Below are 24,324 nucleotides of genomic sequence, written 5' to 3' on the forward strand. Positions count from 1 at the left end.
GCGAGGGGGCCGTGCCGCCGCCCGGCCGACTGCGCGCCCGATACGGCGCCGGACTCGCGCTGGCCTACCTGATGACCGCCGCCGAGGTGGTCGCGATCGCCGTCTCGCTGAGCGCGCAGAGCGTGACCGACGCCCAGGCCCTGCTCAGCAGGGAGAATCTGATCGCCACCGTGGCGCTGGTCGCCGTCGGCACCGCAGCCGTCTCGGTCGGCGGCGTCCTGCTGATCGAGCCAGCCGTCCGCCTGCTGGAGAGCGGCGATCGGGATCTGGGCAGCCTGCGGACGGTCCGCAACCTGACCCACTGGCAGTCGGCGATCCTGTTGACGCCGTGGGTCGTCGCCGCCGCGGTGATGCTTTCTCTCAACGCCGACAAGGGCGGCGGCGTCTTGGCGGTGATCGCCTTCGCGGTGATGTTCGGGACGACCGCGACGGTGGCCACCGCCTTCCTGTTCACGCAGCGCACGCTGCGCCCGGTGATGACCGTGACGGCCGGTGACCTCGCGCACGCCGAGGCCGTCCCGGGTGTCCGCGCGCGGCTGATCCTGATGTGGACCGTGTGCACCGCCCTGCCCGGCGCCGGCATCGTCGCCCTGACCATGCTGCGCCGCAACGGCTGGCTGATCTCCCAGGACGCGTCGGTGGAGGTCCCGGTGCTGGTGCTCGCCATCGTCGCGGTCATGCTCGGCCTGCGCGCGATGATCGTCGTCTCGCGGTCGATCTCCGACCCGGTGCGCGACGTGGTGGCGGCGATGGCCGAGGTCGAGCGCGGCGAGATCGGCCGTCTCGTCGACGTCTACGAACGGTCCGAGATCGGCCGCCTGCAGAGCGGCTTCAACCGGATGGTGATCGGGCTGCGGGAGCGGGACCGGTTGCGCGACCTGTTCGGCCGCCACGTCGGTCCCGAGGTGGTCCGCCGTGCGATCGAGGGCACCGAAGCCGTCGCCGGTGACGTGCGCGCCGCCGCGGTGCTGTTCATCGACCTCGTCGGGTCCACCGAACTGGCCACCCACCGCGAACCCCAGCAGGTGGCCGACATTCTCAACGAGTTCTTCCGCATCGTGGTCGCCGCCGTCGACGACAACCACGGCCTGGTCAACAAGTTCCAGGGCGACGCCGCGCTCGCGGTGTTCGGCGCGCCGCTGCCCATCGAACGGCCGGCGACCGCCGCGCTGACCACCGCGAGAACCCTCAGTATCCAGTTGGCCCGTCTGTCAGTGGATTTCGGCATCGGCGTGTCCGCAGGCCCGGTGTTCGCCGGCAACATCGGCGCAGAGAACCGCTACGAGTACACCGTCGTCGGCGACGCCGTCAACGAGGCCGCACGGCTGGCCGACCGCGCCAAGGGCGTCGAGGCCCGGGTGCTGTGCTCGGGCAGCGCACTGCGCGAAGCAGACGACACCGAACGCGTGCGCTGGGCCGAGCACAGCCGTGAGGTGCTGCGCGGCCGGGCCGACCCCACCGACATGTGGGCGCCGACCGCACCGCGCTGACCCGGCGCGATCGGCAGGTTAGTTCCCGAATATCACCGGGAACCCCCGGACATGACCTCAGATGTCAGGGCCGCCGAACCGGCGGCGGTGCGTCAGGCCGTACGCGGTGCGGCGATCGGCAACACCGTCGAGTGGTTCGACTTCGCCGTCTACGGCTTCCTCGCCACCTACATCGCCGCGAAGTTCTTCCCGCCTGGCGACGAGACCGCCGCCCTGCTCAACACGTTCGCGATCTTCGCCGCCGCGTTCTTCATGCGACCACTCGGCGGATTGTTCTTCGGTCCCCTGGCGGACCGGATCGGCCGACAACGCGTGCTCGCCCTGGTGATCCTGCTCATGTCGGCATCCACGTTCGCCATCGGCCTCGTTCCGAGCTACGACTCGATCGGCGTCTTCGCGCCGGTGCTGCTGCTCCTGTTGCGGTGCCTGCAGGGCTTCTCCGCCGGCGGTGAATACGGCAGCGGCGCCTGCTTCCTCGCCGAGTACGCACCGGACCGTCACCGCGGTTTCGTGGTGGCGTTCCTCGTCTGGTCGGTGGTGATCGGCTTCCTGCTCGGGTCCATCACCGTCACCGTGCTCGAGGCCGCGCTGAGCGAGCAGGCGATGGAGAGCTACGGGTGGCGGATCCCGTTCCTGATCGCCGGTGTGCTCGGCGCCGTCGGCCTCTACATCCGGCTCCGCCTGGGCGACACACCGGAATTCGAGCGACTCAGGGAGTCCGGCGAGGTCTCCGAATCGCCGCTGCGCGAGGCGGTTACGACGTCGTGGCGGCCCATCCTGCAGATCGTCGGACTGGTGATCATCCACAACGTGGGCTTCTACGTGGTGTTCACCTTCCTCCCGAGCTACTTCACCGAGACGCTGGGGTTCACCAAGACCGACGCGTTCGTCTCCATCACGGTGGCGAGCATCGTGGCGCTCGTGCTAATCCTCCCGTTGGGCGCGCTGTCGGACCGGATCGGCCGCAAGCCGCTGCTGATCGCCGGGGCGGTCGGGTTCGCGGTGTTCAGTTATCCGCTGTTCTGGCTGCTGAACTCCGGATCGCTGGCGGCGGCCGTCGCCGCCCACGCCGGCCTGGCCGCGCTGGAGGCGGTGTTCGTCTCGGCCTCGCTGGCCGCGGGCGCCGAGCTCTTCGCCACCAAGGTGCGCTCCAGTGGCTACTCGATCGGCTACAACACGTCGGTCGCCCTGTTCGGCGGCACCACCCCGTACATCGCCACCTGGCTCACCGACCGGACCGGCAACGAACTCGCCCCCGCGATCTATCTCATCGTCGCCGCCGTCATCACGCTCGCCACCATCATGACGATGCGCGAGTCGGCGGGCCGGCCGCTGCGCCAAACCGTCGAATAGCTCTGCCGGACGGGCGATCACGCGCTAGTGTGATCCATGGTCAACCCCGCGGGCGTGCCGCCGCGCACCTCGGGTCCGCGGGTCGCGCTGGCCAGCTTCATCGGCACCACCGTCGAGTACTACGACTTCCTGATCTACGGCACCGCGGCCGCGCTGGTGTTCCCGAAGCTGTTCTTCCCCGATGCCTCGCCGGCGATGGGGCTGCTGCTGTCGTTCGCGACCTTCGGGGTCGGGTTCTTCGCGCGGCCACTGGGCGGAATGGTGTTCGGGCACTTCGGCGATCGCATCGGGCGCAAGCGGATGCTGGTGTACTCACTGCTGCTGATGGGCCTGTCGACGGTGTTGATGGGGCTGCTGCCGACCTACGCGCAGATCGGGTGGGTCGCGCCGATCCTGCTGACACTGCTGCGGCTGATACAGGGTTTCGCGGTCGGCGGCGAGTGGGGCGGCGCGACACTGATGGCGGTCGAACACGCGCCTTCGGCCAGAAAAGGCCTCTACGGTGCCTTTCCGCAGATGGGTGCACCAGCGGGTACCGCGACGGCCACCCTCGCCTTCTATGCGGTGTCGCTGCTGCCCGACGACCGGTTCCTGTCCTGGGGTTGGCGCATTCCGTTCCTGGCCAGCGCGCTGTTGATCGTCATCGGGCTGGTGATCCGGTTGTCCATCGCCGAGAGTCCGGATTTCGCCGCGGTGCGCGAGCGCGCCGCCGTGGTGCGGATGCCGATCGTGGCGGCGTTCCGCAGGCACTGGCGCGAGATCCTTCTGGTGGCAGGCGCGTACCTGTCTCAGGGTGTGTTCGCCTACATCTGCGTGGCGTACCTGGTGTCGTACGGCACCACGGTCGCCGGGATCACCCGGGCGCAGGCGCTTTTCGGTGTGTTCGTCGCCGCACTGGTTGCGGTGGTGCTCTATCCGATGTTCGGCGCGCTGTCGGACCAGGTGGGGCGCAAGCCGGTGTTCCTGGCCGGCGTCGTCGCGATGGGCGTGGCCGTGCTGCCGGTGTTCGCGCTCATCGACACCGGCGATCCGGGGTTGTTCCTGCTTGCCCTCGTGCTGGTGTTCGGCATCGCTATGGCGCCTGCGGCGGGCGTGACCGGGTCGCTGTTCAGCCTGGTGTTCGATCCCGATGTGCGCTACAGCGGGGTGTCGGTCGGCTACACCCTCTCGCAGGTGGTCGGTTCGGCGTTCGCACCGACCATCGCCACCGCTCTCTACGCCGCCACCGGGACCAGCGATTCGATCGGGGCCTACCTGATCGGGGTGTCGGTGGTCTCGGCGGTCGCGGTGAGTCTGATGCCCGGCCCCTGGCGGGGCAATCCGGCGGCGTGACCGCGCGTCAGGTGTCGATCTCGGCGATCGCCTCGGCGGTGCGCAGGTCGGCGTAGGCGAACGAATAGCGTTGCGCCAGGGCCAGAGCGATGTCGGGGCGCTGCCACAGTTCGCCCGCGCTGGCGGTGCACAGCCACAGCGTCAGACCGTGTGCCACCGACGCCCGGTAGCGCAGCCAGACCTCGTCGGGCGACGGCGCCTCGTCGGCGGGCAGCCCGAGGGCGCCGCGGTACTCCTCGAGGAGATCCCGTTCGCTGCTGCGGCGGTCCGCTGTGGTCAGCGCGCCCTGCAGGAAGTACCCCAGGTCCAGCGACCAGTTGCCGCGCCGGGCGACCTGCCAGTCCAGGAATCCGATCTCGCCGGTGGGCAGCAGGTAGGTGTTGCCGATGTGCGGATCGCCGTGCAGCAGTGTCTGCGGCGACTTCGTGAGGCTGCGGATGTAGGGCGCCCAGATGTCGTCGATGAGTTCGCCGATGGTGAGTGACATCACCTCGTCGGGCGCGTCGTCACCCAATCGGTCGAGCGCGGCCTGCAGCGGCGCCGCGCCCATGCCCTCCCACGGCACGAACGGTTCCAGCCATTCCAGCTCGGGTGTCTGCGACCGTGCGCCCCAGTACTTTCCGTGCATCCGGGCCAGGCCCCGCACCCCCGTCGCCGCCTGCTCCACGGTCAGCGGCCGGGTGGCGTCGCGCGGGTCGGCCCCACGCACGGTCAGGTCCTCCATGACCAGGATGAAATCCTCGCGGGGCTCGTCGATCACGGCCGCGTACACGGTCGGGTGCTCCAGCGGCAGGTCGACGCCCGAGTTGAACAACCGGGGCTCGTGGAAGAGTCCACTGGTGAGCCGCACCAGATCCCGGTGGCCGGGGTCGACCGCCTTGACGAACACCGTCTCCGGACCCGAACCCGAGGTGTAGCCGAGCCGCAGCCGGGCCCGCCGGTTGGTGCCGTCGTCGCGCAGGTCGACACTGACCGAGCCGACCACTGCGTCGGGATGGCGATCACCGAGCGCCGCGGTCATCCAGACCGGGGTGATGTCCTCCCAGTCGTTGGGTACCGTCAACTCGACGCTGGTCATCGGACGATGGCGGGCATCGAATCCCAGCCGCGCACAGTCGATGTCGGCGACAGGGCGGCGTTGGCCATGTCGACGTCCCATTCCGGGAAGCGTTTGAGGATCTCCTCGAGCGCGATGCGGCCCTCCAGCCGGGCCAGTGCCGAGCCGAGGCAGTAGTGGGTGCCGACGCTGAACGCGAGGTGCTGGCGCGGCTCGCGGTGGATGTCGAACACGTCGCCGTCGGGCGGGTACTGCCGGTGATCGCGTACCGCCGCGCCGATCAGCATCATCATCACGCTGCCTTCCGGCACGGTCTGGCCGTAAATCTCCACGTCCCGGGTGACGTAGCGCGCGACGTGCGGCGCGGGCGGCTCGAAACGCAGCAGCTCCTCGATCGCCTGCGGGATGAGCGCCGGGTTCTCCACGAGTTCGCGGCGCTGGTCGGGGTGTTCGGCGAGCACCTTGGCCGCCCAGCCGATGAGCCGGGTGGTGGTCTCGTTGCCCGCGCCGGCGACGACGTTGATGTAGATCAGCAGTTCCTCGCGGGTGAGGTGACGCTCGACCCCGTGCTCGTCGGTGAACTCGACATTGAGCAGTTCGGTCATGATGTCGTCGGAGGGGTTCTCCGTGCGCCAGTCGATGTAGGCCTCGAAGATCGAACCGTCCACCAGGCCGTCCTGCGCGGCCGCCATCGGCTTGCCCGCCTCGGTGCGCAGTTGCGCGTTGCCGTGATCACGGATCTTCTCCTGGTCCTCCTCGGGAATGCCGAGCAGTGCGCTGATCACCCGCATCGGCATGATGGCGCCGAAGTCGGTGATGAAGTCGAATCGTCCCGACTCCATCGCCGGGTCGAGGCTCTGGGCGCAGAATTCGCGGATCTTGGGTTCCAGCGCGTTGACCTTGCGCGGGGTGAACATCCTGGCGAGCAGCTTGCGGTGGATGTCGTGGATCGGCGGGTCCTCGAAGATCACCGTGCCCGGCGGGATGTCGATGTTGGCCTTGATGAGTTCGACGATCGCGCCGCGGGCGGAGCTGAACGTGCCGTGGTCGACGAGCGACTTGCAGACGTCCTCGAACCGGCTCACCGCGTAGAAGTCGTGCTGGGCGTTGTAGTAGAGCGGCGCCTCGTCACGGAGGCGCTTGAACATGGGATACGGGTCGGCGTTCAGTTCGACGTCGTAGGGGTCGAAGTAGACGCCGGGGCTGGCACTCACGGTCACGGAAATCCGCCTCTCTTTACGCGAGAGGGAGCTTACACGCGTAAGTGTTACACGTAACCCCCGATGTGTTAAGCGGTCGGCTTAGTGATCAGGTCGATTCGCGTTGAATCAGCGTGGCCACGTGTTCGATGCCCGGGTCGTGTTCGGTGGGGTACCCGAGCTCGGCCATCATCGCGGCGACGGACACCTCGACGATCACCCGGGCGTCGAAACCCACCGAGGTCAGCGGCGGTCCGCTCACCGCGCCGAGCGGGCGGGCGTCGACGCCCATCACGGCCAGGTCCTCCGGGCAGCGCAGGCCGGCCTGGCGCAGCCCGTGCAGCACCACGAAGGCCGTCTCGTCGCTCTGGGCGCAGACCGCGGTGACTCCGTCGTCGACCAGCGTGCGCACCAGATCGGCCGCGCCGGAGCCGTCGGTGGCAAACGTCGCGACCTCGAGGTCGGGCACGGCTCGGGCACGGGCCGCGACGCGCAACCCCTCCAGCCAGTAGTCCCCCAGCGGACGCAGGCGGTCGATGTCGGAGTAGGCGAAGGCGATCCGGCGGTGCCCGCGCTCGGTGAGGTGGCTGATCCGCAGCTCGCCGATGGACAGGTGCAGCGCGCCCATCGCGCGCAGTTGGGCGCTGCCGAGGTGGATCTGGGGTATGCCGCGGGCGCTGACCGTCGCGAGCGCCGCACCGGTGAGCGGGAACACGCTGGTGACGGCTGCAGGATTGAGATCGTTGACGGCGTCGATCACGTTGTGGTCATCGTCGGTCTCGAACTGCAGTGACAACACGATGCCGTGCCGTGCCAACGCGGTGGTCAACCGGCTGCCGACCTCCATGGGCAGTTCGCCGAGCGCGATGCGCGGGACGATGTAGAGCACCACACCGCTGCCACCGACGGCGAGGTTGCGGGCCGCGAGATTGGGCCGGTAGCCCAGTCGGTCGGCCGCGTCGCGGACGGCGGCGCGGGTCTGCGGCGAGATGCGCTGACCCTCCACGTTGTTGAGCACGTAGCTGACCGTGGCCGTCGAGACGTTCGCGAGCCGCGCCACGTCGGCCTTGGTCGGCCTCGCCGCCCCCCTCACTGCCACCGCGTCATCGTCGCACGTCAGGCCGCGGACTGACGGGCCTCGGGCAGGCCGCCGGCCAGCGGGCGGCCGGCGGACTCACGCAGCGTGAACAGGGTCGCCACCGACACCACCGCCGCGACGACCAGGTAGATCGCCGGGGTGAGGTTGTTCCCGGTCTCACTGATCAGCCAGGTGACGACGTAGGGCGTGGTGCCGCCGAACACGGCGACCGAGATGTTGTAGCCGATCGAGAAGCCGCTGTAGCGGACCCGCGTCGCGAACAGTTCGACCCCCGCGGTCACCGCCGCGGCGACGTACACCGACTCGATCGCTGCGAGCAGGCAGTGCGCGACGACGGCGGCGACCACCGAGCCCGAGTTCAGCAGCAGGAACAGCGGATACGCCCCCACCGCGAACGCCACCGCGCCTGCGATCAGCAGCGGCCTGCGGCCGATCCGGTCCGAGAGCGCGGCCAGCGGAAGGATCAGCACCAGCGCCACCAGGCTGGCGAGCGTGACCGAGACGAACGACACGGTCCTGCTGAGCTGCAAGGTGCCGATCATGTAGGTCGGCAGGACCGTGAACACCACGTAGTAGCCGATGTTGAAGACGACGAACAGCCCGATCACCTGCAGGATGGGCCGCAACGCCGTGGTGGCGGCCTCGCGAAGAGGTGAGGCGGCGACGTCGTCGGATGCGCTGAGCGCCTCGAACTGCGGGGTGTCGTCCAGCTTGAGCCGGATGTACAGGCCGACCAGGCCGAGTGGTGCGGCGATCAGGAACGGGATGCGCCAGCCGTAGCCCTCCATCGCCGCGGTGGACAGCGTCGCCTGCAGGACGGTGACGGTGATCGAACCGAGCAGGAAGCCCAACACACCCGACCAGGCGATGAACGTCACGGTCAGCCCGCGCCGGCGATCGCGGGCGTACTCGGCGAGATAGACTGCGCCACCGCCGTATTCGCCACCGGCGGAGAAGCCCTGCAGACAGCGCAGGACGAGGAGCAGCAGCGGGGCGGCCACGCCGATCGCCGAGTAGGTGGGCAGCAGGCCGATCCCGAGTGTGGCGGCCGACATCAACAGGATCACCAGGGCAAGCACGCGTTGCCTGCCGATGCGGTCCCCCAGCGGCCCGAACACGAATCCGCCGAGCGGCCGCATGAAGAAGGCCGCCGCGAAGATCGCGAACGTCTTCAGCAGTGCGGCGGTGTCGTCGCCGGACGGGAAGAAGTTCGCCGCGATGAACGTCGCCAGGAAGCCGTAGATCGCGAAGTCGAACCACTCGACGGCATTGCCGATCGACGCGCCGGTGACGGCCTTGCGCACCGCGGCGGCGTCGGCCTGACGGACGGGGGCGGGCTGGCTGTCCATGGCGAGACGCGAGCCTACACCGCACTTACCCGCATAAGTCGTGGTTCAGCCCCTGAGCGGGGTCACCGGTCAGAGCCGGCTGATCGACTCCGACGCCTCGGATGCCGTGATCCGGCGCTTGTCCAGGGCCTCGCTGATCGCCTTCACGTCGGACACCATCTCCACGTACGACCGCAGTCGCATCAGTTGCCGCTTCATCGGCCTCTCCCTGTCTCCCGTTGGTTCATCACTCCATCCAACGTCGATGCACCTGCGCTGACGTCGCGGAACGCGGTGAGGTCGATCACGGCGGCGGTGACGTTGCACACCGCGGCAACCGATCTGGTTGCAGGCCACACGATCGCGTCACATCGGGCCCGTCGGGTTGCATACTGCTCACATGTCAGGTGCGCGATGAAAGCCGTGAGTTGCCGGGCCGGCGTGCTGGAGGTCGTCGAGTTGGCCGACCCGCGGCCCGCCGACGGCCAGTTGGTGCTCGACGTGACGCGCTGCGGCATCTGCGGTTCCGATCTGCATGCCCGCCACCACGCCGATGAGCTGGTCGGGGTGATGGCCGACGTCGGCTACCCCGACTTCATGCGCAGCGACACCCCTGTGGTGATGGGCCACGAGTTCTGCGGCACCGTCGCCGAACGCGGCCGTCGCGCCGCGAAGGAGTTCAAAGCAGGCACCGCCGTGGTGTCCTTCCCGTTGCTGCGCGCCCAGGGCGGCGTCCACCTGACTGGTCTGTCGCCCAAGGCGCCGGGCGGCTATGCCGAACAGGTGGTGGTCGGGGCGGCGATGAGCTTCGTCGTGCCGAACGGACTCACTCCTGACGTCGCCGCACTCACCGAGCCGATGGCCATCGCGCTGCACGCCGTGCGGCGCAGTGAGATCGCCAAGCGCGACACCGCGATCGTGCTGGGCTGCGGGCCGGTGGGGCTCGCGGTCATCTGCCACCTCAAGGCGCGCGGCGTGCACACGATCGTGGCCAGCGACTTCTCCCCCGGTCGCCGGGCGCTCGCCACCCGCTGTGGCGCCGACGTGGTGGTGGACCCCGCAGTCGACTCGCCATACTCCGCCGCCTCCCAGAAGGGCGCCATCACCGAAGCCCCTGCCCTCTACGAACTCGGGATGTCGTCGATGGAGAAGCTGCGCAGGCTGCCGGGCTGGTCGCACCTGTACCGGGCGGCCGACGCGCTGGGCGCCGCCGGGCCCAAGCGGCCGGTCGTCTTCGAATGTGTGGGCGTCCCCGGCATGATCGACGGCGCCCTCGGCGGCGCGCCGTTGCAGTCGCGGGTGATCGTCGTCGGGGTCTGCATGGGCGAGGACCATCTGCGGCCCGCGTTGGGCAACGCCAAGGAGATCGACCTGCGCTTCGTCTTCGGTTACACCCCGCTGGAGTTCCACGACACCCTGCATCTGCTCGCCGACGGCAAGGTCGACGCGTCGGCCCTGGTGACCGGCACCGTGGGCCTCGACGGCGTGGCCGCCGCGTTCGACGCACTAGGTGATCCCGAGGCGCACGCGAAGATCCTCATCGACCCCGCCAGCAGCGCGACGGCGCCGGTGGCCACCGAGTGACCGGCACACCGGCGCCCACCGGGGTCGCCGGCGAGGTGGTCGGCAGCCTCGGCCCGAATTGGTTCGCGTCGGTGATGGGCACCGGCATCGTCGCGACGGCCGCGGCGACACTGCCCGTGCATCTCCTGGGGCTCCGTGCCTTCGCCCAGGGCGTCTGGGTGTTCGCCGCCGCGCTGCTGCTGGTGCTCGTGGTCGCGGTGTCGCTGAACTGGGCACGGCACCCGACCATCGCGCGCGGTCATGCCCGCAACCCGCAGATGATCCACTTCTACGGCGCCGCACCGATGGCCTTCCTCACCGTGGGCGCAGGCACTCTGCTCGTCGGCGCCGAGCTGATCGGCACTGACCTGGCGGTCGACATCGACTGGCTGCTGTGGTCCGTCGGCACCGCGGGCGGGCTGTACACCGCCGTCACGATCCCGTTCCTGATGTTCACCCAGCACGAGGTGGAACCGGACGCCGCATTCGGCGGGTGGCTGATGCCGGTGGTCCCGCCGATGGTGTCGGCGGCGACCGGTGCGCTGCTCATCCCGCACATGGCGCCCGGCGCCGGACGGGCCACCATGCTCTACGCCTGTTACGCGATGTTCGGCATGTCGCTGGTGGCCGCGCTGATCATCATCACGATGATCTGGAGCAGGCTCACCCACTACGGCACGTCGGGCACCGCACGGGTGCCGACGCTGTGGATCGTGCTCGGCCCGGTCGGCCAGTCCATCACCGCGGCAGGCACGCTCGGCGCGCAGGCCCACCTCGCGGTGGACGCGCCGATCGCGCAGGCGTTCAACGTGCTGGCGATCCTGTACGGCGTGCCGATGTGGGGATTCGGGCTGCTGTGGGTGGCCCTGGCCACGTCGCTGACCGTGCGGACACTGCGGCGCGGGATGCCGTTCGCCCTGACGTGGTGGAGCCTGACGTTCCCCGTCGGCACCTTCGTCACCGGCACCTCGCAGCTGGCCCTGCACACGGGCCTGCCGGCGCTGCGCGTCGCGGCGGCGCTCGCCTATGCGGGCCTGCTGTGCACCTGGCTGCTGGTGGCGGTGCGGACCGCGCTGGGCAGCGCACGCGGCGACCTGCTGCACCCGCCACTGAACCCCGGCCCGATACGAGCCCGCAAGGAGCCCCCCCGCTGAGCGACAGGGCAGTCCCAACAGATCCCCGAAGCCAAGTAAGGTGACCCTAATTTGGATCGCCCGCGTGCGCTGCGGGGAAGCGAGGGGAGACAACCGGTGTCCGACCGATCGGAGTTCTCACTGGTGATCGGCTACGCCAGTGACATGGGGTCGGCCGAGTACGTCGCCTACCAGCTCGCCACGGCGCTCAAAGAGGTCGGCATCGACGTGACCGAAACCGAGCTGAACGACATCGGCTACGGCGACCTGCGCGGCGCCACCCATTTCGTCGTCGTCGCATCGACGTGGGGTGACGGCGAGCTGCCGGACAACGGCACCCTGTTCTGGGAGATGCTGAGCGCGCAGGACGCCGAACGGCTCGGCCACCTCGATTTCGCGGTGTTCGCCCTCGGCGACAGCGGCTACGACTTGTTCTGCAACGCAGGCAAGATCATCGACGAGCGGCTGGCCGAACTGGGCGCGACTCGCGTCGCCGACCGTGTCGACTGCGACGGCTACTACGAGTCGGAGTCCGAGGCGTGGATCCCGGACATGGTCAAGCTGCTGGAGGCGGCCCGTGCGGCGACCGGAGGCGTCGCGCCGAGCGTCGTCGCCGTCGCGACGGAGGCGCCCGACGCACCCGCACCGTGCCCGTGGACCCACCACAATCCGTATGCCGCCCAACTGGTCGTCAACCGCAGGCTCAACGCCGTCGCCTCCGACAAGGAGGTGTGCCACTTCGAGATCGACCTCGGCGACTCGGGGATCACCTACGCGGCCGGCGATTCGATCGCCGTACATCCCGTCAACGATCCGGCGCTGGTGCAGGCGATGCTCAGCCGGCTCGGAGTCGGGGTGGATCACGAGGTCGACGGCCACGACCTGACACTCGACGAACTGCTCGGCGAGCACTTCGAGATCCGGACACCGTCGCGGGCACTGCGCGATCTCGTCGCGTCGCGCATCGGGGACACGCCGGCCGACGTCGACGTGCTCGACCTGATCGACATGGCGGACCTGGACGTCGACGAGGTGCTGGACACGTTGCGGCCGTTGCAGTTCCGCGACTATTCGATCGCGTCCAGTCCGCTGGAGCACCCGAACCGAGTGCACCTCACGGTGGCCACCGTGCGGCACGCGGTACGCGACCGTCGCCGCGGCGGCGTCGCGTCGACCTACCTGGCCGACCGGTGCCACACCGTCCGGGTGCACCCGCGGCCCAACCACCACTTCCGGTTGCCCGCTCCCGACGTGCCGATCATCATGGTCGGGCCGGGCACCGGCATCGCACCGTTCCGCGCCTTCCTGCAGGAGCGCCGCGCCACCGGGGCGAGCGGGAAGTCGTGGCTTTTCTTCGGTGACCGCAGGCGCGCGACCGACTTCCTCTACCGCGACGAACTGCAGGGCTTCCTCGATGCGGGCGTGCTGAGCCGGCTGGATCTGGCGTTCTCCCGGGACGGAGGCGACGAAGGCCGCCCCAAGGATTATGTGCAGCACCACATGCTGGCCGGCGCCGCGGATCTGTACGCGTGGCTGGAGGACGGCGCGTACTTCTACGTCTGCGGCGATGCCGACCACATGGCCCGCGACGTCGATCGCGCACTGCACGACGTCGTCGCGACAGCGGGCGGCAAGTCGGCCGACGACGCCCACGCCTATGTCAACGAGCTGATCCGCAGCCACCGCTACGTGCGCGACGTGTACTGAGTGCGGGCGGTGGCGGGTTGCGCGCCCTTGGGCGTGTGCACACCCGCACGCGTCAACATATGTTGACGCGAGGGGACGGGGGTGCCACCCGTGGACTGCTGGAGATGCGAGTGCGGGCGGTGGGACTCGAACCCACACGTTCTTTCGAACACCGGCACCTAAAGCCGGCGCGTCAGCCAATTGCGCCACGCCCGCGACTCGTCAATCGTAGTCGGACGGCGGGTCGGTTCGGCGACGGCCGCGCGGTACCGTTGGACCATGTCCACTACACGGCGTAGGAGACCGGCGCTTGTCGCGCTGGTGGTCCTCGGCGCCGCCGGCTGCCTCGCCCTGGCGTGGTGGCAGTGGACCCGCTACGAGTCGGCGTCCGGCTCGTTCCAGAACCTCGGCTATGCGCTGCAGTGGCCGATGTTCGCCGGCTTCTGCGTCTACGCCTACTACAAGTTCGTCCGCTACGAGGACGCCCCACCCGAACCGACCCGCGGCGACGACGTCACCGAGATCCCCGCCGGCCTGCTCCCCGAACGGCCCACGGCGGCCGCCGCCCCCGACGACGACGATCCGACGCTGCGCGAGTACAACGCCTATCTGGCCGAACTCGCCCAGAACGATCACGAAGGCAGGATCAAGCCATGACCGCGCCCGAGACACCGCAGGCCCCCACGCCCGTCGGCGTGAGCACCGAGACGATCCGCAAGGCGCTGCTCGGCTACCGCGTGCTGGCCTGGACGACCGGCATCTGGCTGATCGCGCTCTGCTACGAGATGGTGATGAAGTACGCGTTCGACAACGACTCGCTGAGCTGGATAGCCGTCGTGCACGGCTGGGTCTACTTCGTCTACCTGCTGTTCGCCGCCAACCTCGCGGTCAAGGTGCGCTGGCCGATCGGCAAGACCATCGGCGTGCTGCTGGCAGGCACCATTCCCCTGCTCGGCATCGTCGTCGAGCACTTCCAGACCCGCGACATCAGGGCGCGGTTCGGGCTGTAGCCCCGGCGGGCGCCGTCTCGGCGTCGTCCGCGATGGCGTCCTCGCGGGCCGGGATCAACAGCGCCATCGCCGTCGCCAGGGCCGCCGCACCCGCGGCCACCACCAGCGCGATCCGCAGCGCGTTCAGTGTCGGGAAGACCGCACCGCCGACCGTCACCGACATCCCGGCGAGAATCGCGCCGATCACGGCGCTCGAGATCGACGTGCCGAGCGCGCGGGCCAAGGCGTTGATGCCGTTGGCCGCCGCGGTCTCCGACATCGGCACCGCGGCGTTGATCAACGCGGGCAGGCTCGCGAACGCCAGTCCAACCCCGATACTGACCAGCACGTTGAACACCATGACCTGCCACGGACTCTGGATCAGCGCGAGCCCGGCCAGGTACGACGCCGACACCACCGCTCCGCCGATCACCAGGGTGAACCTGGGGCCGCGCACCGCCGCGATCCGCGCGGCGACGGGCGCCGACACCATCATCGCCAGACCGCCTGGCGCCAACCACAATCCGGTGTGCAGCATGCTCTGGCCGAGGCCGTAGCCGGTCGACGCGGGCAGTTCGAGCACCTGCGGCCCGATCAGCGACATGGCGAACAGCGCGAACCCCACCGCGACCGACGCCAGGTTGGTGGTCAGCACCGGCCTGCGCACCGTGGTCCGCAGGTCCACGAGCGGCATCGGGGTGCGCAACTGCCACCAGCCGAACACCGCGAGCACCACCGCCGACCCGGCGAACATGCCCAGCGTCGTCACGCTCGTCCAGCCCCAGCCGCCACCCTTGGAGATGCCGAGCAGCAGCAGCACCAGGCCGGCCGCCAGTCCCAGCGCGCCGGGTCCGTCGAAGCGGTCGGCCGACGCCGACGGGATGCGCGGCACCAGCGCCGCGAACAGCAGCCCGGACAGGGTGCCCAGCGCCGCGGCGAACCAGAACAGCGCGTGCCAGTCGAAGCTGTCGGCGATGACGGCCGACAGCGGCAACCCCAGAGCGCCACCGACGCCCAGGGAGGCGCTCATCAGTCCCATGGCGGTGCCGACGCGGTGCGCGGGCACCGACGCCCGCAGCACGCTGATGCCCAGCGGGATGATGGGCATGCCGAACCCCTGCAGGGCGCGGCCCACCACCATCAGCAGCAGCGAACTGCTCAGGGCGGCGATCAGCGAGCCGATGGTCAGCAGCACCGTGCAGATGATGAGAATCGGCTTGGGCCCGTGCATGTCGCCGAGCCGGCCGAACACCGGGGTGGCGACCGCCGCCGTCAGCAGGGTGGCGGTGATCGCCCACGACGCGTTGGCCGCGCTGGTGTCCAGCAGCGTGGGCAGTTCGGGGATCAGCGGGATGACGAGTGTCTGCATCAGCGACACGCTGATCCCCGCGGCCGCCAGCACCGCGACGATGATCCCGGGATGACGACGCACGCCGGGGATGCTACCCCTTAGGTCATCTATGCAAACCCCGGCGGTGTCCGTCTCACTGCGACGGAGCGAGCTCCCCCAGCGCCTTCTCCGCCCCGCGGTTCAGCGGCACCGGGCTCGTGTCACGTGCCGACTCGACCTTGATGCCCTTCGCGGCGCCGACCGCCTGCTCCAGCTGCGGCTTGCGGTCGAACAGAGTCTTGGTCAGCACGCACGCGAGGTTGGCGTCGATGTCGTCGCGGACCAGCAGCAGGTTGGGCACCACGATGGTCTTCGCATCGGCCGGGGTGCCGTAGGTCGCCGAGGGGATGACGCCCTCCTCGTAGACCGGGCTGATCTCCTGCATCTTGGACAGCTGCGGGGTGATGTCGAGGAACGTCACGGCGTCGCGCCGCGTGGTGAACAGGTCGGTGATGCCCGGCGTCGGCAGTCCGCCCGACCAGAACATCGCGTCGATCGAACCGTCCTTCATGCCGTCGACGGTCTTGGTCAGGTCGAGTCGTTGCGCGGCGACGTCACTCTGCGGATTGAGCCCGGCCGACTCGATCAGCCTGTTGGCGATCACCTCGGTGCCCGAACCGGGCGAGCCCGTCGAGACGCGCTTGCCGCGCATGTCGGCGATGGACTTGATGCCCGCATCGGACCGGACCACCACCTGCGTGTAATTCGGGTAGAGCCGCGAGATCGCCTGGATGGGCTGCTTCTCACCGTCGAAGCCGCCCTTGCCCTCGACGGCGTCCGATGCGGTGTCGGCGAGAGAGAACGCCACCTGGTACGCGCCGCCGACGAGCTGCTGGATGTTCTGCACCGAGGCGCCGGTCTCGGCCGCGGTGGCCTTGACCTTGCCGTCGGTGGCCGACGAGATCTGTTCTGCGTAGGCGTTTCCCAACGAGAAGTAGACGCCGGTCGCGTTGCCGGTCGCGATCGCGATCCGGGTGTCACCGGACACCTCGCAGGTCACCTCACCGCCGGTGTCGGCGGCCGGTTTGTCTTGGCGGCCACCACATCCGGTGATCGCCGCACCGACCATGAGCAGTCCCGCGCCCACCGCGATCGCACGTCTCATTCTCGTCTCCTCTTGTCGATGATGGCCAGCGCGACCGCCACGAGCAGGCACGCCAGACCCGCCACGATGGTGACGGGATCGAGGAACAGCAACAGCAGGGCCGATACGGCGGCGAACACCCGGGAGACGCGGTTGGCCTCCCCGACGCCGAACACCCACCCGCCGACGGCGATCGACAGCGCCGCGATGCCGGCGCACGCCGCCGCGGTCACCCACAGCACACCGATGACCGAACCGCGACCCAGCAGGTGCTCACCCGGACCGGTCACCACGAAGGCGATCGGCACCAGGAACGCGGGCAGGCCGTAGCGCAGCGTGTGCCACATCGTCGGGATGGCCTTGCCGCCCGTCACCGCCGACGCGCCCACCGCCGCAAGGGCCGTGGGCGGGGTGATCTCCGAGAGCACCGAGTAGTAGAAGACGAACATCGCCGCCGCGGGTGCGGGCACGTCGAGTTCGAGCAGCGCGGGCCCGATGATCACCCAGCCGATCACGAAGGACGCCGTCACCGGGATCGCCAGGCCCAGTACGGCCAGCGCGACCGCGGCGAACACCGCCGTCAACGCGAGCATCAGGGTGCGGTTGTCGGTGATCGCATCGACACCGCGCACCAGCACCGACGAGAACTGGGCGCCGAGTCCGGTCTTGGTCGTCATCGCGGTGATCACCCCGGCCGCCGCGCAGACCGCAACGACGGGCAGCACACCGCGCACGCCGGACGCCAGTGCGTCGAACGTCCGGTGCGGCGTCAGACGGTGCCTGCGGTCGAGGAACGACAGTGCGAAGGCCAGCAGCGTGGCGTACACCACGGCCCGGGTGGCGCTCACCCCCAGCGCCAGCAGCACGACGATCGCGATCAGGGACGAGAAGTGATAGCCGAAGCGCAGCAGCAACTTCCACGCCGACTGCGCTTCGAACTCGGCGGGCCGCACGCCGAACCGGCGGGCGTCCATCTCGACGGCCAGCAGGATGCCGAGGTAGTACAGCAGCGTCGGGATGGTGGCCCAGCCCAGCACCGTGAGGTAGGAGACCTCGAGATACTCGGCGACGATGAACGCCGCCGCGCCGAGCGTCGGCGGCGACAGCAGCGCTCCGACGCCGGCCGCCGCGAGCACGCCGCCCGCGCGCTCGGGGGTGTAACCGGCCTGCTTCATGATGGGCCACGTGACCGCGCCGGTGCTGACGGCCGTCGCGGTGCCCGATCCGGAGACCGTGCCGAGCAGGAAGCCCGACGCGACGGTCGTGCGGCCCGCCGCGCTGCGCGAGCGGCGGAACGCGGCCACCGACAGGTCGACGAAGAACCGCGCCGCACCGGACCGTTCGAGCACCGCGCCGTAGATGGTGAACAGCACGATGTAGGTGGCGGCCACGTCCAGCGGGGTGCCGAAGAACCCGCTGCCCGAGTTGTACAGCGCGTCGATGATCTGGTCGAAATCCAGTCCGGCGTGCGCGATGTCCCAGCCCTGCGGCAGCAGTCCGCCGTAGTAGCCGTAGGCGAGGAACACCGCGCACACGATCGGCAACGCCCACCCCGTGGTGCGCCTGCAGGCCTCGAGGATGAGCACCAGGAGCAGCGCGCCCATCACCACATCGGTGGGTTCGAGCAGGCCCTGCCGGTCCAGGAACGCGTTGTATCCGCCACCGCCCGAGCCCAGCGCCATCGGCAGCACGGGGTAGAGACACACGAGCAGGGTGAGCACGGCCAGCACCCAGTCGAGGACACCGGGCCGGTCCTCGGGATCAATGCGGGGCAGCCCCGACCGGTAGACCAGATACACCAGCGGCAGGGTGCCGGCCAGGAAGATGATCAGGTAGTACTGGCTGCCCTGGGGCAGCGGACGGAACACCTGCCAGATCGTCAGGATCGCCACCGCGAAGGCGATCACCGTGACGGCGCGGTCCACCCAGCCGCTGAGCTGACGACCCGGGCGCTCCTGGTCGTCGGTCTGCGGGATGTCGGTGAGGGCCGCCGACGGCGGTGCGGTCGACGGCGCCGTGGCAACCGACGTCGAGGGGCCGGGCTCTGGCGGCGTTGACCTCTCCATCGAGAGAGACGTTATGCCGCAGCGCCTGCGTTCGTGGCTGATTGCGGTGAGTCGGCGCGATTGTTCGGGGTCAGCCCCCGGTGAGCGCCCGTAGCGCCGGGATCAGCTGCGCCAGAGCGCGGCCGCGGTGCGAGGCCGCGTCCTTCTCGGCGGGGCTGAGTTCTGCTGCGGTGCGGTCGTTTCCGTCCGGGAGGAACACCGGGTCGTAGCCGAATCCGCCGTCACCGCGAGGTGCCCGGACGATGCGACCCCGCCACTCTCCGCGTACGACGGTGGTGTGCTCCCGGTCCGGTCCGGTGACGAGCGCGCACGCCGACACGAATGCCGCGCCGCGCCGCTCGTCGGGTACGTCGTGGATCTGGGCCAGCAGCAGTGCGGTGTTCTTGTCGTCCTCGCCGTGGGTGCCCGACCAGCGCGCCGACAACACCCCGGGCATGCCGTTCAAGGCGTCCACCGCCAGGCCGGAATCGTCGGCGACCGCGGGCAGTCCGCTGGCCCGCCACGCGTCGCGGGCCTTGGCGACGGCGTTCTCCTCGAACGTGGCGCCGGTTTCGGGCGCCTCGTCGAAGGGCGCCACGTCGTCGAGTGAGCGCAGCTCCAGACCCGACACCCCTGCGGTGTCGAGGACGCGACGGAGTTCGGCCAGCTTCTTGGGGTTGCGCGTGGCGACCAGGACGTCGACCACGGCGATCAGCTGCCGAACGCCTTCTTCGGCGGCGACGACGGCTCCGGCAGCACGCCCGGGTAGGGCAGCTCGAGCGCCTCGCGCTGCACGACGAACAACTGCTCGCAGGCGGCGAGCGCGACGTCGAGGAGCTTGTCCAGCGTCGAGCGCGGGAAGGTCGCGCCCTCCCCCGTGCCCTGGACCTCGACCAGCGTGCCGGTGTCGGTGGCGACGACGTTCATGTCCACCTCGGCGCGGGAGTCCTCGGTGTAGGGCAGGTCGACGCGCACCCGGCCGTCGACGACGCCGACGCTGACCGCGGCGATCGCGCACGACAGCGGGCGCGGGTCGGAGAGTTTGTCGGCGGCCGCGAGGTAGGTCACCGCGTCGGCGAGCGCGACGTAGGCGCCGGTGATCGCCGCCGTGCGGGTGCCGCCGTCGGCCTGCAGCACGTCGCAGTCGATGGCGATGGTGTTCTCGCCGAGGGCGTTGAGGTCGATGCAGGCTCGCAGCGACCGGCCGATGAGCCTGCTGATCTCCTGCGTCCGTCCGCCTACCCGGCCCTTGACCGACTCGCGATCCGAGCGGTCATGGGTCGCGGCGGGCAGCATCGCGTACTCGGCGGTGAGCCAGCCCTGGCCGGAGCCCTTGCGCCACCGCGGCACGCCCTCGGTGACGCTGGCGGTGCACATGACCCGGGTCTGGCCGAACTCCACCAGTACCGAGCCCGCCGGATGGGTGGTGAAACCGCGGGTGATCACGACGGGCCGCAGTTCGTCGTCGAGGCGGCCGTCTTCTCGTCTGGACACGCGCCAACCCTAACCGGTGGGCGGGGCGATTCAGCGGCGCGGGACGTCGAACGTCTCGCCGCAGACCACCGCGTGCACCGGGCCGTCGAACTCCGCCTTGGCTTCGCTGATCACGTCCTCCCGCGAGGTCCACGGCGGGATGTGGGTGAGCAGCAGTTCCGACACCCCGGCCGCGGCCGCCATCTGACCGGCCTCGGTTCCGGACAGGTGCAGTTTCGGCGGCCGGTCGGGCGAATGTGTCCACGACGCCTCGCACAGGAACACGTCCGCGCCGCGCGCCAGATCGACCAGCGCATCGCACACGCCGGTGTCCCCGCTGTAGACGAACGAGGCGCCGGACGGGTCGGTGAACCGCATGCCGTAGGACTCCGTCGGGTGGCACACCAGCCGGGGCAGGACGTTCAGGGAGCCGATGTTCACGGCCTGGCCGTCGACCCACGGACGGACGTCGAAGATGTCGGAGAAGTCGTCGATCTCGCCGCCCTCGGGAGACGACGCGGCGCCGAGCCGGGCCCAGGTGTTGGCCGGGCCGTACATCACCCCGCGGGCGGGGGCGGGCGTCGGGCCGTACCGGCGCCACACGAACAGCCCGGGCAGGTCGAGACAGTGGTCGGCGTGCAGGTGCGACAGCAACACCTGAACGTCGTTGGGGTCGGCGTAGCGCTGCAGGGCGCCCAGCACGCCACCGCCGAAGTCGATCACCAGTGGCGGGGTGTCGGGCGCGGTCAGAAGGTACCCGGACGCCGGCGAATCAGGCCCGGTAACGCTACCGGAGCAACCGAGCACGGTGATTCGCACGCCCACTAGCTTGCCATGCCCGATACGCCGAGGACGAAAACATCACCGCTTTCGCTCCGGCCGATCATCATCCGTCACATCCTCGCGTCGGCGTGACGACGAACGGGCCGCACACCGTCGAGTCCGGGCCCCAGAAAACGGGCCGCGAGGGCGGTGAACGCGTCGGGATCTCCGGTCGCCTCGAAGCTGCGCACCGGCGGTTCGGCGACGGGGTCATCCGGGTGCGGGCGCAGCAGATCGCGTTCGGTGAGCACGCGCAGAAGATCCTTGGCGGTCTCCTCGGCGCTGGACACCAGCGTCACCTCGTCGCCCATCGCGAGCTGGATGAGCCCGGACAGCATCGGGTAGTGCGTGCAGCCCAGCACCAGGGTGTCCACCCCGGCGCGCTGCAGCGGCTCGAGGTATCCCTCTGCCAGGCCCAGCACCTGTCGGCCACTGGTCACCCCGCGCTCGACGAAGTCGACGAACCGGGGGCAGGCGACGGCGGTGACGACGGTGTCGCGGGCGGCGGCGAACGCGTCCTGGTAGGCGCCGGAGGCGACGGTCGCCGCGGTGCCGATCACCCCGATGTGGCCGTTGCGGGTCGCGGCCGCCGCACGCCGCACCGCGGGCCGGATCACCTCGACGACGGGCACGGGTGCGTAGCGTTCGCGGGCGTCGGCCAGGCACGCCGACGACGCGGTGTTGCAGGCGATCACGAGCGCCTTGACGCCGCGGGCGACGAGGTCGTCGCCGATGGCGAGCGCGTGCGCCCGGATCTCGGGAACGGTCAGCGGGCCGTAGGGACCGTTGCCGGTGTCGCCGACGTAGACGATGTTCTCGTCGGGCAACTGGTCGATGATCGCCCGCGCGACGGTGAGACCGCCGACGCCGGAGTCGAAGATGCCGACGGGAGCGCTGACATCCGTCACGACGTGAGGTAGGGGTTCGCCGGGGTCTTGCGACGCTCGCGCGCCGTGCGTTCCGGTTTCGACAGCAGGTACGCCGCGACGACGCCTGCCACGGCACCGCACAGATGGCCCTGCCACGAGACTCCCGGGGTGCCGGGCAGCACCCCGAGCAGCACGCCGCCGTAGACGAACAGCACGATGACGCCGACCACGATCTCCCACACCTTGCGGGTGAAGAAGCCGAACACGATGAGGAACGCCAGCCACCCGAAGATCAGGCCGGACGCGCCGATGTGATTGGTCTCGCAGCGCACGCCGACATACGGGCAGTGCGCGCCGATGTTGCCGATCAGCCAGGTGCCGAAGCCGCCGAGGATCCACACGATCGCCGTCGCGTAGATGAACCGCGACAGCCCGGCGAGCGTCATCAGGAAACCGAGCACGAGCGCCGGAACGGTGTTGGCGATCAGGTGGTCCCAGTTCGAGTGCAGCATCGGCGCGAACACGATGCCCCAGAGCCCGTCGGACTCGAGCGGCCGGATCCCGTTGTCGTCCAGGCGGTGCCCGGTGATGTTGTCCCAGATCTCGATGACGTAGAGCAGCGCCACGAAGCTGAGCACCGTGACGGCGCCGACGAGCCACGCCGGCCGCTTCTTCGGCTTCGGCGGTTGCCCGGCGGCGTATCCCTTGGCACCGCCGTACCCGCTCATGCCCATAGCTGCCCTTCCAGCGCGTCCTCGGCGTCATCAAGGCTACCGGCGTATGCGCCGGTGGACAGATACTTCCAGCCGGCGTCGCACACCACGAACGCGATGTCGGCGCGCTGTCCGGCGGCCACCGCCTTGGCCGCCACCCCCAGGGCGGCGTGCAGGATCGCCCCGGTCGAGATGCCGGCGAAGATGCCCTCGATCTGCACCAGCTCACGGGTCCGCCGGATCGCGTCGAAGGACCCGACGGAGAACCGGCTGGTGAGCACCTCGGGGTCGTAGAGCTCGGGGATGAAGCCCTCATCGATGTTGCGCAGCGCGTACACGCCCTCGCCGTAACGGGGTTCGGCGGCCACGATGGCGATGTCGGGCACCTGCTCGCGCAGGTAGCGGCCGGTGCCCATGAGCGTGCCGGTGGTGCCGAGCCCCGCCACGAAGTGGGTGATCTCGGGCAGGTCGGCCAGCAGCTCCGGGCCGGTGCCCTCGTAGTGCGCGGCCGAGTTCGCCGGGTTGCCGTACTGGTAGAGCATCACCCAGTCCGGGTTCTGGGCGGCCAGCTCCTTGGCGTGTGCGACGGCCGTGTTCGAGCCGCCTTCGGCGGGTGAGTCGATGATGCGGGCGCCGTACAGCTCGAGCAGCTGCCTGCGCTCGATCGAGGTGTTCTCCGGCATCACGCAGATCATCGTGTAGCCCTTGAGCAGCGCCGCCATCGCCAGCGAGATGCCGGTGTTGCCGCTGGTGGGTTCCAGGATGGTGGCGCCGGGGGCGAGCAGGCCGTCGCGTTCGGCCTGCTCGATCATCCGCAGCGCGGGGCGGTCCTTGATCGAGCCGGTGGGGTTGCGGTCCTCGAGCTTGGCCCACAGCCGCACGTGCGGGGACTGGTCCTCGTCGTGCCACCTCGGCGACAGCCGTTGCAGACCGACCAGAGGCGTGTTGCCGAGCGCCTCCAGCGGGGAGTCGTATCTCACCCGCCGGCCACCGCGGGCAGGATCGTGACCGAGTCGCCGTCTGCGACACTGGTGTCGAGTCCGCCGGAGAACCGCACGTCCTCGTCGTTGACGTAGATGTTGACGAAGCGGTGCAGCTTGCCCGGCTTGTCGGGGTCGATGAGCCGGTCGGAGATCCCGGAGTAGTTCGACTCCAGGTCGCTGATCACGGCGGCCAGCGTGGCGCCGGACGCGGTGACGCGCTTCTCGCCGCCGGTGTGCGTGCGCAGGATCGTGGGAATCGAGACGGTGACAGACATCGGGGTTTCTTTCTCTCAGTACTGCTCGACGACGGTGACGGGTTCCTCGGTGACGACGCCGTCCACGATGCGGTAGCTGCGCAGCTCGTGTTCGTCGGGGTCGCGGGTGGACACCAGGACGTAGTGCGCGTCCGGCTCGGACGCGTACGAGATGTCGGTGCGGCTCGGGTAGGCCTCGGTGGCGGTGTGCGAGTGATAGATGACGACGGGCACCTCGTCGGCGTCGTCCATCGCCCGCCACACCCGCAGCTGCTCCTGGGAGTCGAACCGGTAGAAGGTCGGCGAGCGCTCGGCGTTGAGCATCGCGACGAATCGTTCCGGACGGTCCGAGCCCTCGGGGCCCGCGATGATGCCGCACGCCTCGTCGGGATGGTCGGCGCGGGCGTGGGCCACCATGGCGTCGACCAGGTCAGCGCGAATCGTCAGCACGGGACCCTCCTC

At 69.7% G+C, this 24,324-nt stretch carries 24 protein-coding genes and 1 tRNA gene; 8 read left to right on the plus strand and 17 right to left on the minus strand.

The window, feature by feature from the left end:
- Positions 1–71: 71 nt before the first annotated feature.
- The 3 genes from ACPCHZ_RS26815 to ACPCHZ_RS26825 are packed head-to-tail and all read left to right on the plus strand — an operon-like array spanning position 72 to position 4,175.
- On the plus strand, positions 72–1,490 hold the full coding sequence (locus tag ACPCHZ_RS26815; RefSeq protein WP_423487568.1) for an adenylate/guanylate cyclase domain-containing protein: 1,419 nt from the start codon (positions 72–74) through the stop codon (positions 1,488–1,490).
- 51 nt (positions 1,491–1,541) lie between these two features.
- Positions 1,542–2,843 (plus strand): MFS transporter, encoded by a 1,302-nt coding sequence (locus ACPCHZ_RS26820; protein WP_364984334.1) that lies wholly within the window; start codon positions 1,542–1,544, stop codon positions 2,841–2,843.
- A 36-nt stretch (positions 2,844–2,879) separates the two neighbouring features.
- Positions 2,880–4,175: an MFS transporter gene (locus tag ACPCHZ_RS26825; protein WP_423487524.1), complete on the plus strand. Its 1,296-nt coding sequence runs from the start codon at positions 2,880–2,882 to the stop codon at positions 4,173–4,175.
- A 7-nt stretch (positions 4,176–4,182) separates the two neighbouring features.
- Here ACPCHZ_RS26825 and ACPCHZ_RS26830 read toward each other — a convergent pair whose 3' ends face one another.
- From ACPCHZ_RS26830 to ACPCHZ_RS26850, 5 genes are all read right to left on the minus strand, one after another.
- Positions 4,183–5,253, minus strand: a complete 1,071-nt coding sequence (locus ACPCHZ_RS26830; RefSeq protein ID WP_423487525.1) for a phosphotransferase — start codon at positions 5,251–5,253, stop codon at positions 4,183–4,185.
- Positions 5,250–6,452 (minus strand): cytochrome P450, encoded by a 1,203-nt coding sequence (locus tag ACPCHZ_RS26835; RefSeq protein ID WP_423487526.1) that lies wholly within the window; start codon positions 6,450–6,452, stop codon positions 5,250–5,252. The genes ACPCHZ_RS26830 and ACPCHZ_RS26835 overlap by 4 nt, the downstream gene beginning before the upstream one ends.
- 88 nt (positions 6,453–6,540) lie before the next feature.
- Positions 6,541–7,530 carry a LacI family DNA-binding transcriptional regulator gene (locus ACPCHZ_RS26840; RefSeq protein ID WP_423487527.1) on the minus strand — a complete coding sequence of 330 codons (990 nt, stop codon included), beginning with the start codon at positions 7,528–7,530 and terminating at the stop codon, positions 6,541–6,543.
- Positions 7,531–7,547: 17 nt separating this feature from the next.
- The gene (locus tag ACPCHZ_RS26845; protein WP_423487528.1) at positions 7,548–8,879 is read right to left on the minus strand and encodes an MFS transporter; all 1,332 of its coding nucleotides are present in this window, start codon (positions 8,877–8,879) and stop codon (positions 7,548–7,550) included.
- A gap of 69 nt (positions 8,880–8,948) precedes the next feature.
- Positions 8,949–9,077 carry a hypothetical protein gene (locus ACPCHZ_RS26850; protein WP_423487529.1) on the minus strand — a complete coding sequence of 43 codons (129 nt, stop codon included), beginning with the start codon at positions 9,075–9,077 and terminating at the stop codon, positions 8,949–8,951.
- A 195-nt stretch (positions 9,078–9,272) separates the two neighbouring features.
- On the opposite strand from ACPCHZ_RS26850, the gene ACPCHZ_RS26855 reads away from it, so the two are divergent.
- The 3 genes from ACPCHZ_RS26855 (at position 9,273) to ACPCHZ_RS26865 (ending at position 13,261) form a co-directional block, all read left to right on the plus strand.
- Positions 9,273–10,442 carry a zinc-binding dehydrogenase gene (locus tag ACPCHZ_RS26855; RefSeq protein ID WP_423487530.1) on the plus strand — a complete coding sequence of 390 codons (1,170 nt, stop codon included), beginning with the start codon at positions 9,273–9,275 and terminating at the stop codon, positions 10,440–10,442.
- A complete protein-coding gene (locus tag ACPCHZ_RS26860) occupies positions 10,439–11,575 on the plus strand; it encodes a TDT family transporter (protein ID WP_423487531.1) in 1,137 nt (378 codons plus the stop codon). The genes ACPCHZ_RS26855 and ACPCHZ_RS26860 overlap by 4 nt, the downstream gene beginning before the upstream one ends.
- A gap of 96 nt (positions 11,576–11,671) precedes the next feature.
- Entirely contained in the window at positions 11,672–13,261 is a 1,590-nt protein-coding gene (locus ACPCHZ_RS26865) for a diflavin oxidoreductase (RefSeq protein ID WP_423487532.1), read from the plus strand.
- A 111-nt stretch (positions 13,262–13,372) separates the two neighbouring features.
- Here the strand turns inward: ACPCHZ_RS26865 and ACPCHZ_RS26870 are convergent.
- Positions 13,373–13,456: transfer RNA gene (locus ACPCHZ_RS26870), tRNA-Leu, on the minus strand.
- Between the two features lie 63 nt (positions 13,457–13,519).
- Here ACPCHZ_RS26870 and ACPCHZ_RS26875 point away from each other — a divergent pair.
- Both ACPCHZ_RS26875 and ACPCHZ_RS26880 read left to right on the plus strand, forming a co-directional pair.
- Positions 13,520–13,897 carry a hypothetical protein gene (locus ACPCHZ_RS26875; protein WP_423487533.1) on the plus strand — a complete coding sequence of 126 codons (378 nt, stop codon included), beginning with the start codon at positions 13,520–13,522 and terminating at the stop codon, positions 13,895–13,897.
- Positions 13,894–14,250, plus strand: a complete 357-nt coding sequence (locus ACPCHZ_RS26880) for a DUF3817 domain-containing protein (protein ID WP_423487534.1) — start codon at positions 13,894–13,896, stop codon at positions 14,248–14,250. The genes ACPCHZ_RS26875 and ACPCHZ_RS26880 overlap by 4 nt, the downstream gene beginning before the upstream one ends.
- Here the strand turns inward: ACPCHZ_RS26880 and ACPCHZ_RS26885 are convergent.
- The 11 genes from ACPCHZ_RS26885 to ACPCHZ_RS26935 all read right to left on the minus strand — a co-directional run bounded on the left by ACPCHZ_RS26885 (position 14,228) and on the right by ACPCHZ_RS26935 (position 24,312).
- A complete protein-coding gene (locus ACPCHZ_RS26885) occupies positions 14,228–15,661 on the minus strand; it encodes an MFS transporter (protein WP_423487535.1) in 1,434 nt (477 codons plus the stop codon). The genes ACPCHZ_RS26880 and ACPCHZ_RS26885 overlap by 23 nt on opposite strands.
- A 52-nt stretch (positions 15,662–15,713) precedes the next feature.
- On the minus strand, positions 15,714–16,724 hold the full coding sequence (locus ACPCHZ_RS26890) for a TAXI family TRAP transporter solute-binding subunit (protein WP_364984308.1): 1,011 nt from the start codon (positions 16,722–16,724) through the stop codon (positions 15,714–15,716).
- A complete protein-coding gene (locus ACPCHZ_RS26895) occupies positions 16,721–18,769 on the minus strand; it encodes a TRAP transporter permease (RefSeq protein ID WP_423487536.1) in 2,049 nt (682 codons plus the stop codon). Before ACPCHZ_RS26895 ends, ACPCHZ_RS26890 begins: the two co-directional genes overlap by 4 nt.
- Before the next feature lie 70 nt (positions 18,770–18,839).
- On the minus strand, positions 18,840–19,454 hold the full coding sequence (gene rdgB, locus ACPCHZ_RS26900; RefSeq protein ID WP_423487537.1) for an RdgB/HAM1 family non-canonical purine NTP pyrophosphatase: 615 nt from the start codon (positions 19,452–19,454) through the stop codon (positions 18,840–18,842).
- 5 nt (positions 19,455–19,459) lie between these two features.
- On the minus strand, positions 19,460–20,242 hold the full coding sequence (gene rph, locus ACPCHZ_RS26905; RefSeq protein WP_423487538.1) for a ribonuclease PH: 783 nt from the start codon (positions 20,240–20,242) through the stop codon (positions 19,460–19,462).
- A 30-nt stretch (positions 20,243–20,272) separates the two neighbouring features.
- Positions 20,273–21,046, minus strand: a complete 774-nt coding sequence (locus ACPCHZ_RS26910) for a cyclic nucleotide-degrading phosphodiesterase (RefSeq protein ID WP_364984300.1) — start codon at positions 21,044–21,046, stop codon at positions 20,273–20,275.
- 68 nt (positions 21,047–21,114) lie between these two features.
- Positions 21,115–21,951, minus strand: a complete 837-nt coding sequence (gene murI / locus ACPCHZ_RS26915) for a glutamate racemase (protein ID WP_423487539.1) — start codon at positions 21,949–21,951, stop codon at positions 21,115–21,117.
- Positions 21,948–22,646 (minus strand): rhomboid family intramembrane serine protease, encoded by a 699-nt coding sequence (locus tag ACPCHZ_RS26920; RefSeq protein WP_423487540.1) that lies wholly within the window; start codon positions 22,644–22,646, stop codon positions 21,948–21,950. Before ACPCHZ_RS26920 ends, murI begins: the two co-directional genes overlap by 4 nt.
- Positions 22,637–23,605 (minus strand): cysteine synthase, encoded by a 969-nt coding sequence (locus ACPCHZ_RS26925; protein WP_423487541.1) that lies wholly within the window; start codon positions 23,603–23,605, stop codon positions 22,637–22,639. The genes ACPCHZ_RS26920 and ACPCHZ_RS26925 overlap by 10 nt, the downstream gene beginning before the upstream one ends.
- Positions 23,602–23,883 carry a MoaD/ThiS family protein gene (locus ACPCHZ_RS26930; RefSeq protein ID WP_364984292.1) on the minus strand — a complete coding sequence of 94 codons (282 nt, stop codon included), beginning with the start codon at positions 23,881–23,883 and terminating at the stop codon, positions 23,602–23,604. The genes ACPCHZ_RS26925 and ACPCHZ_RS26930 overlap by 4 nt, the downstream gene beginning before the upstream one ends.
- 15 nt (positions 23,884–23,898) lie before the next feature.
- Positions 23,899–24,312: a Mov34/MPN/PAD-1 family protein gene (locus tag ACPCHZ_RS26935; RefSeq protein ID WP_423487542.1), complete on the minus strand. Its 414-nt coding sequence runs from the start codon at positions 24,310–24,312 to the stop codon at positions 23,899–23,901.
- Positions 24,313–24,324: the final 12 nt, after the last annotated feature.

Source organism: Mycobacterium sp. NPDC050041, from assembly GCF_049541695.1.
Lineage (GTDB): Bacteria > Actinomycetota > Actinomycetes > Mycobacteriales > Mycobacteriaceae > Mycobacterium.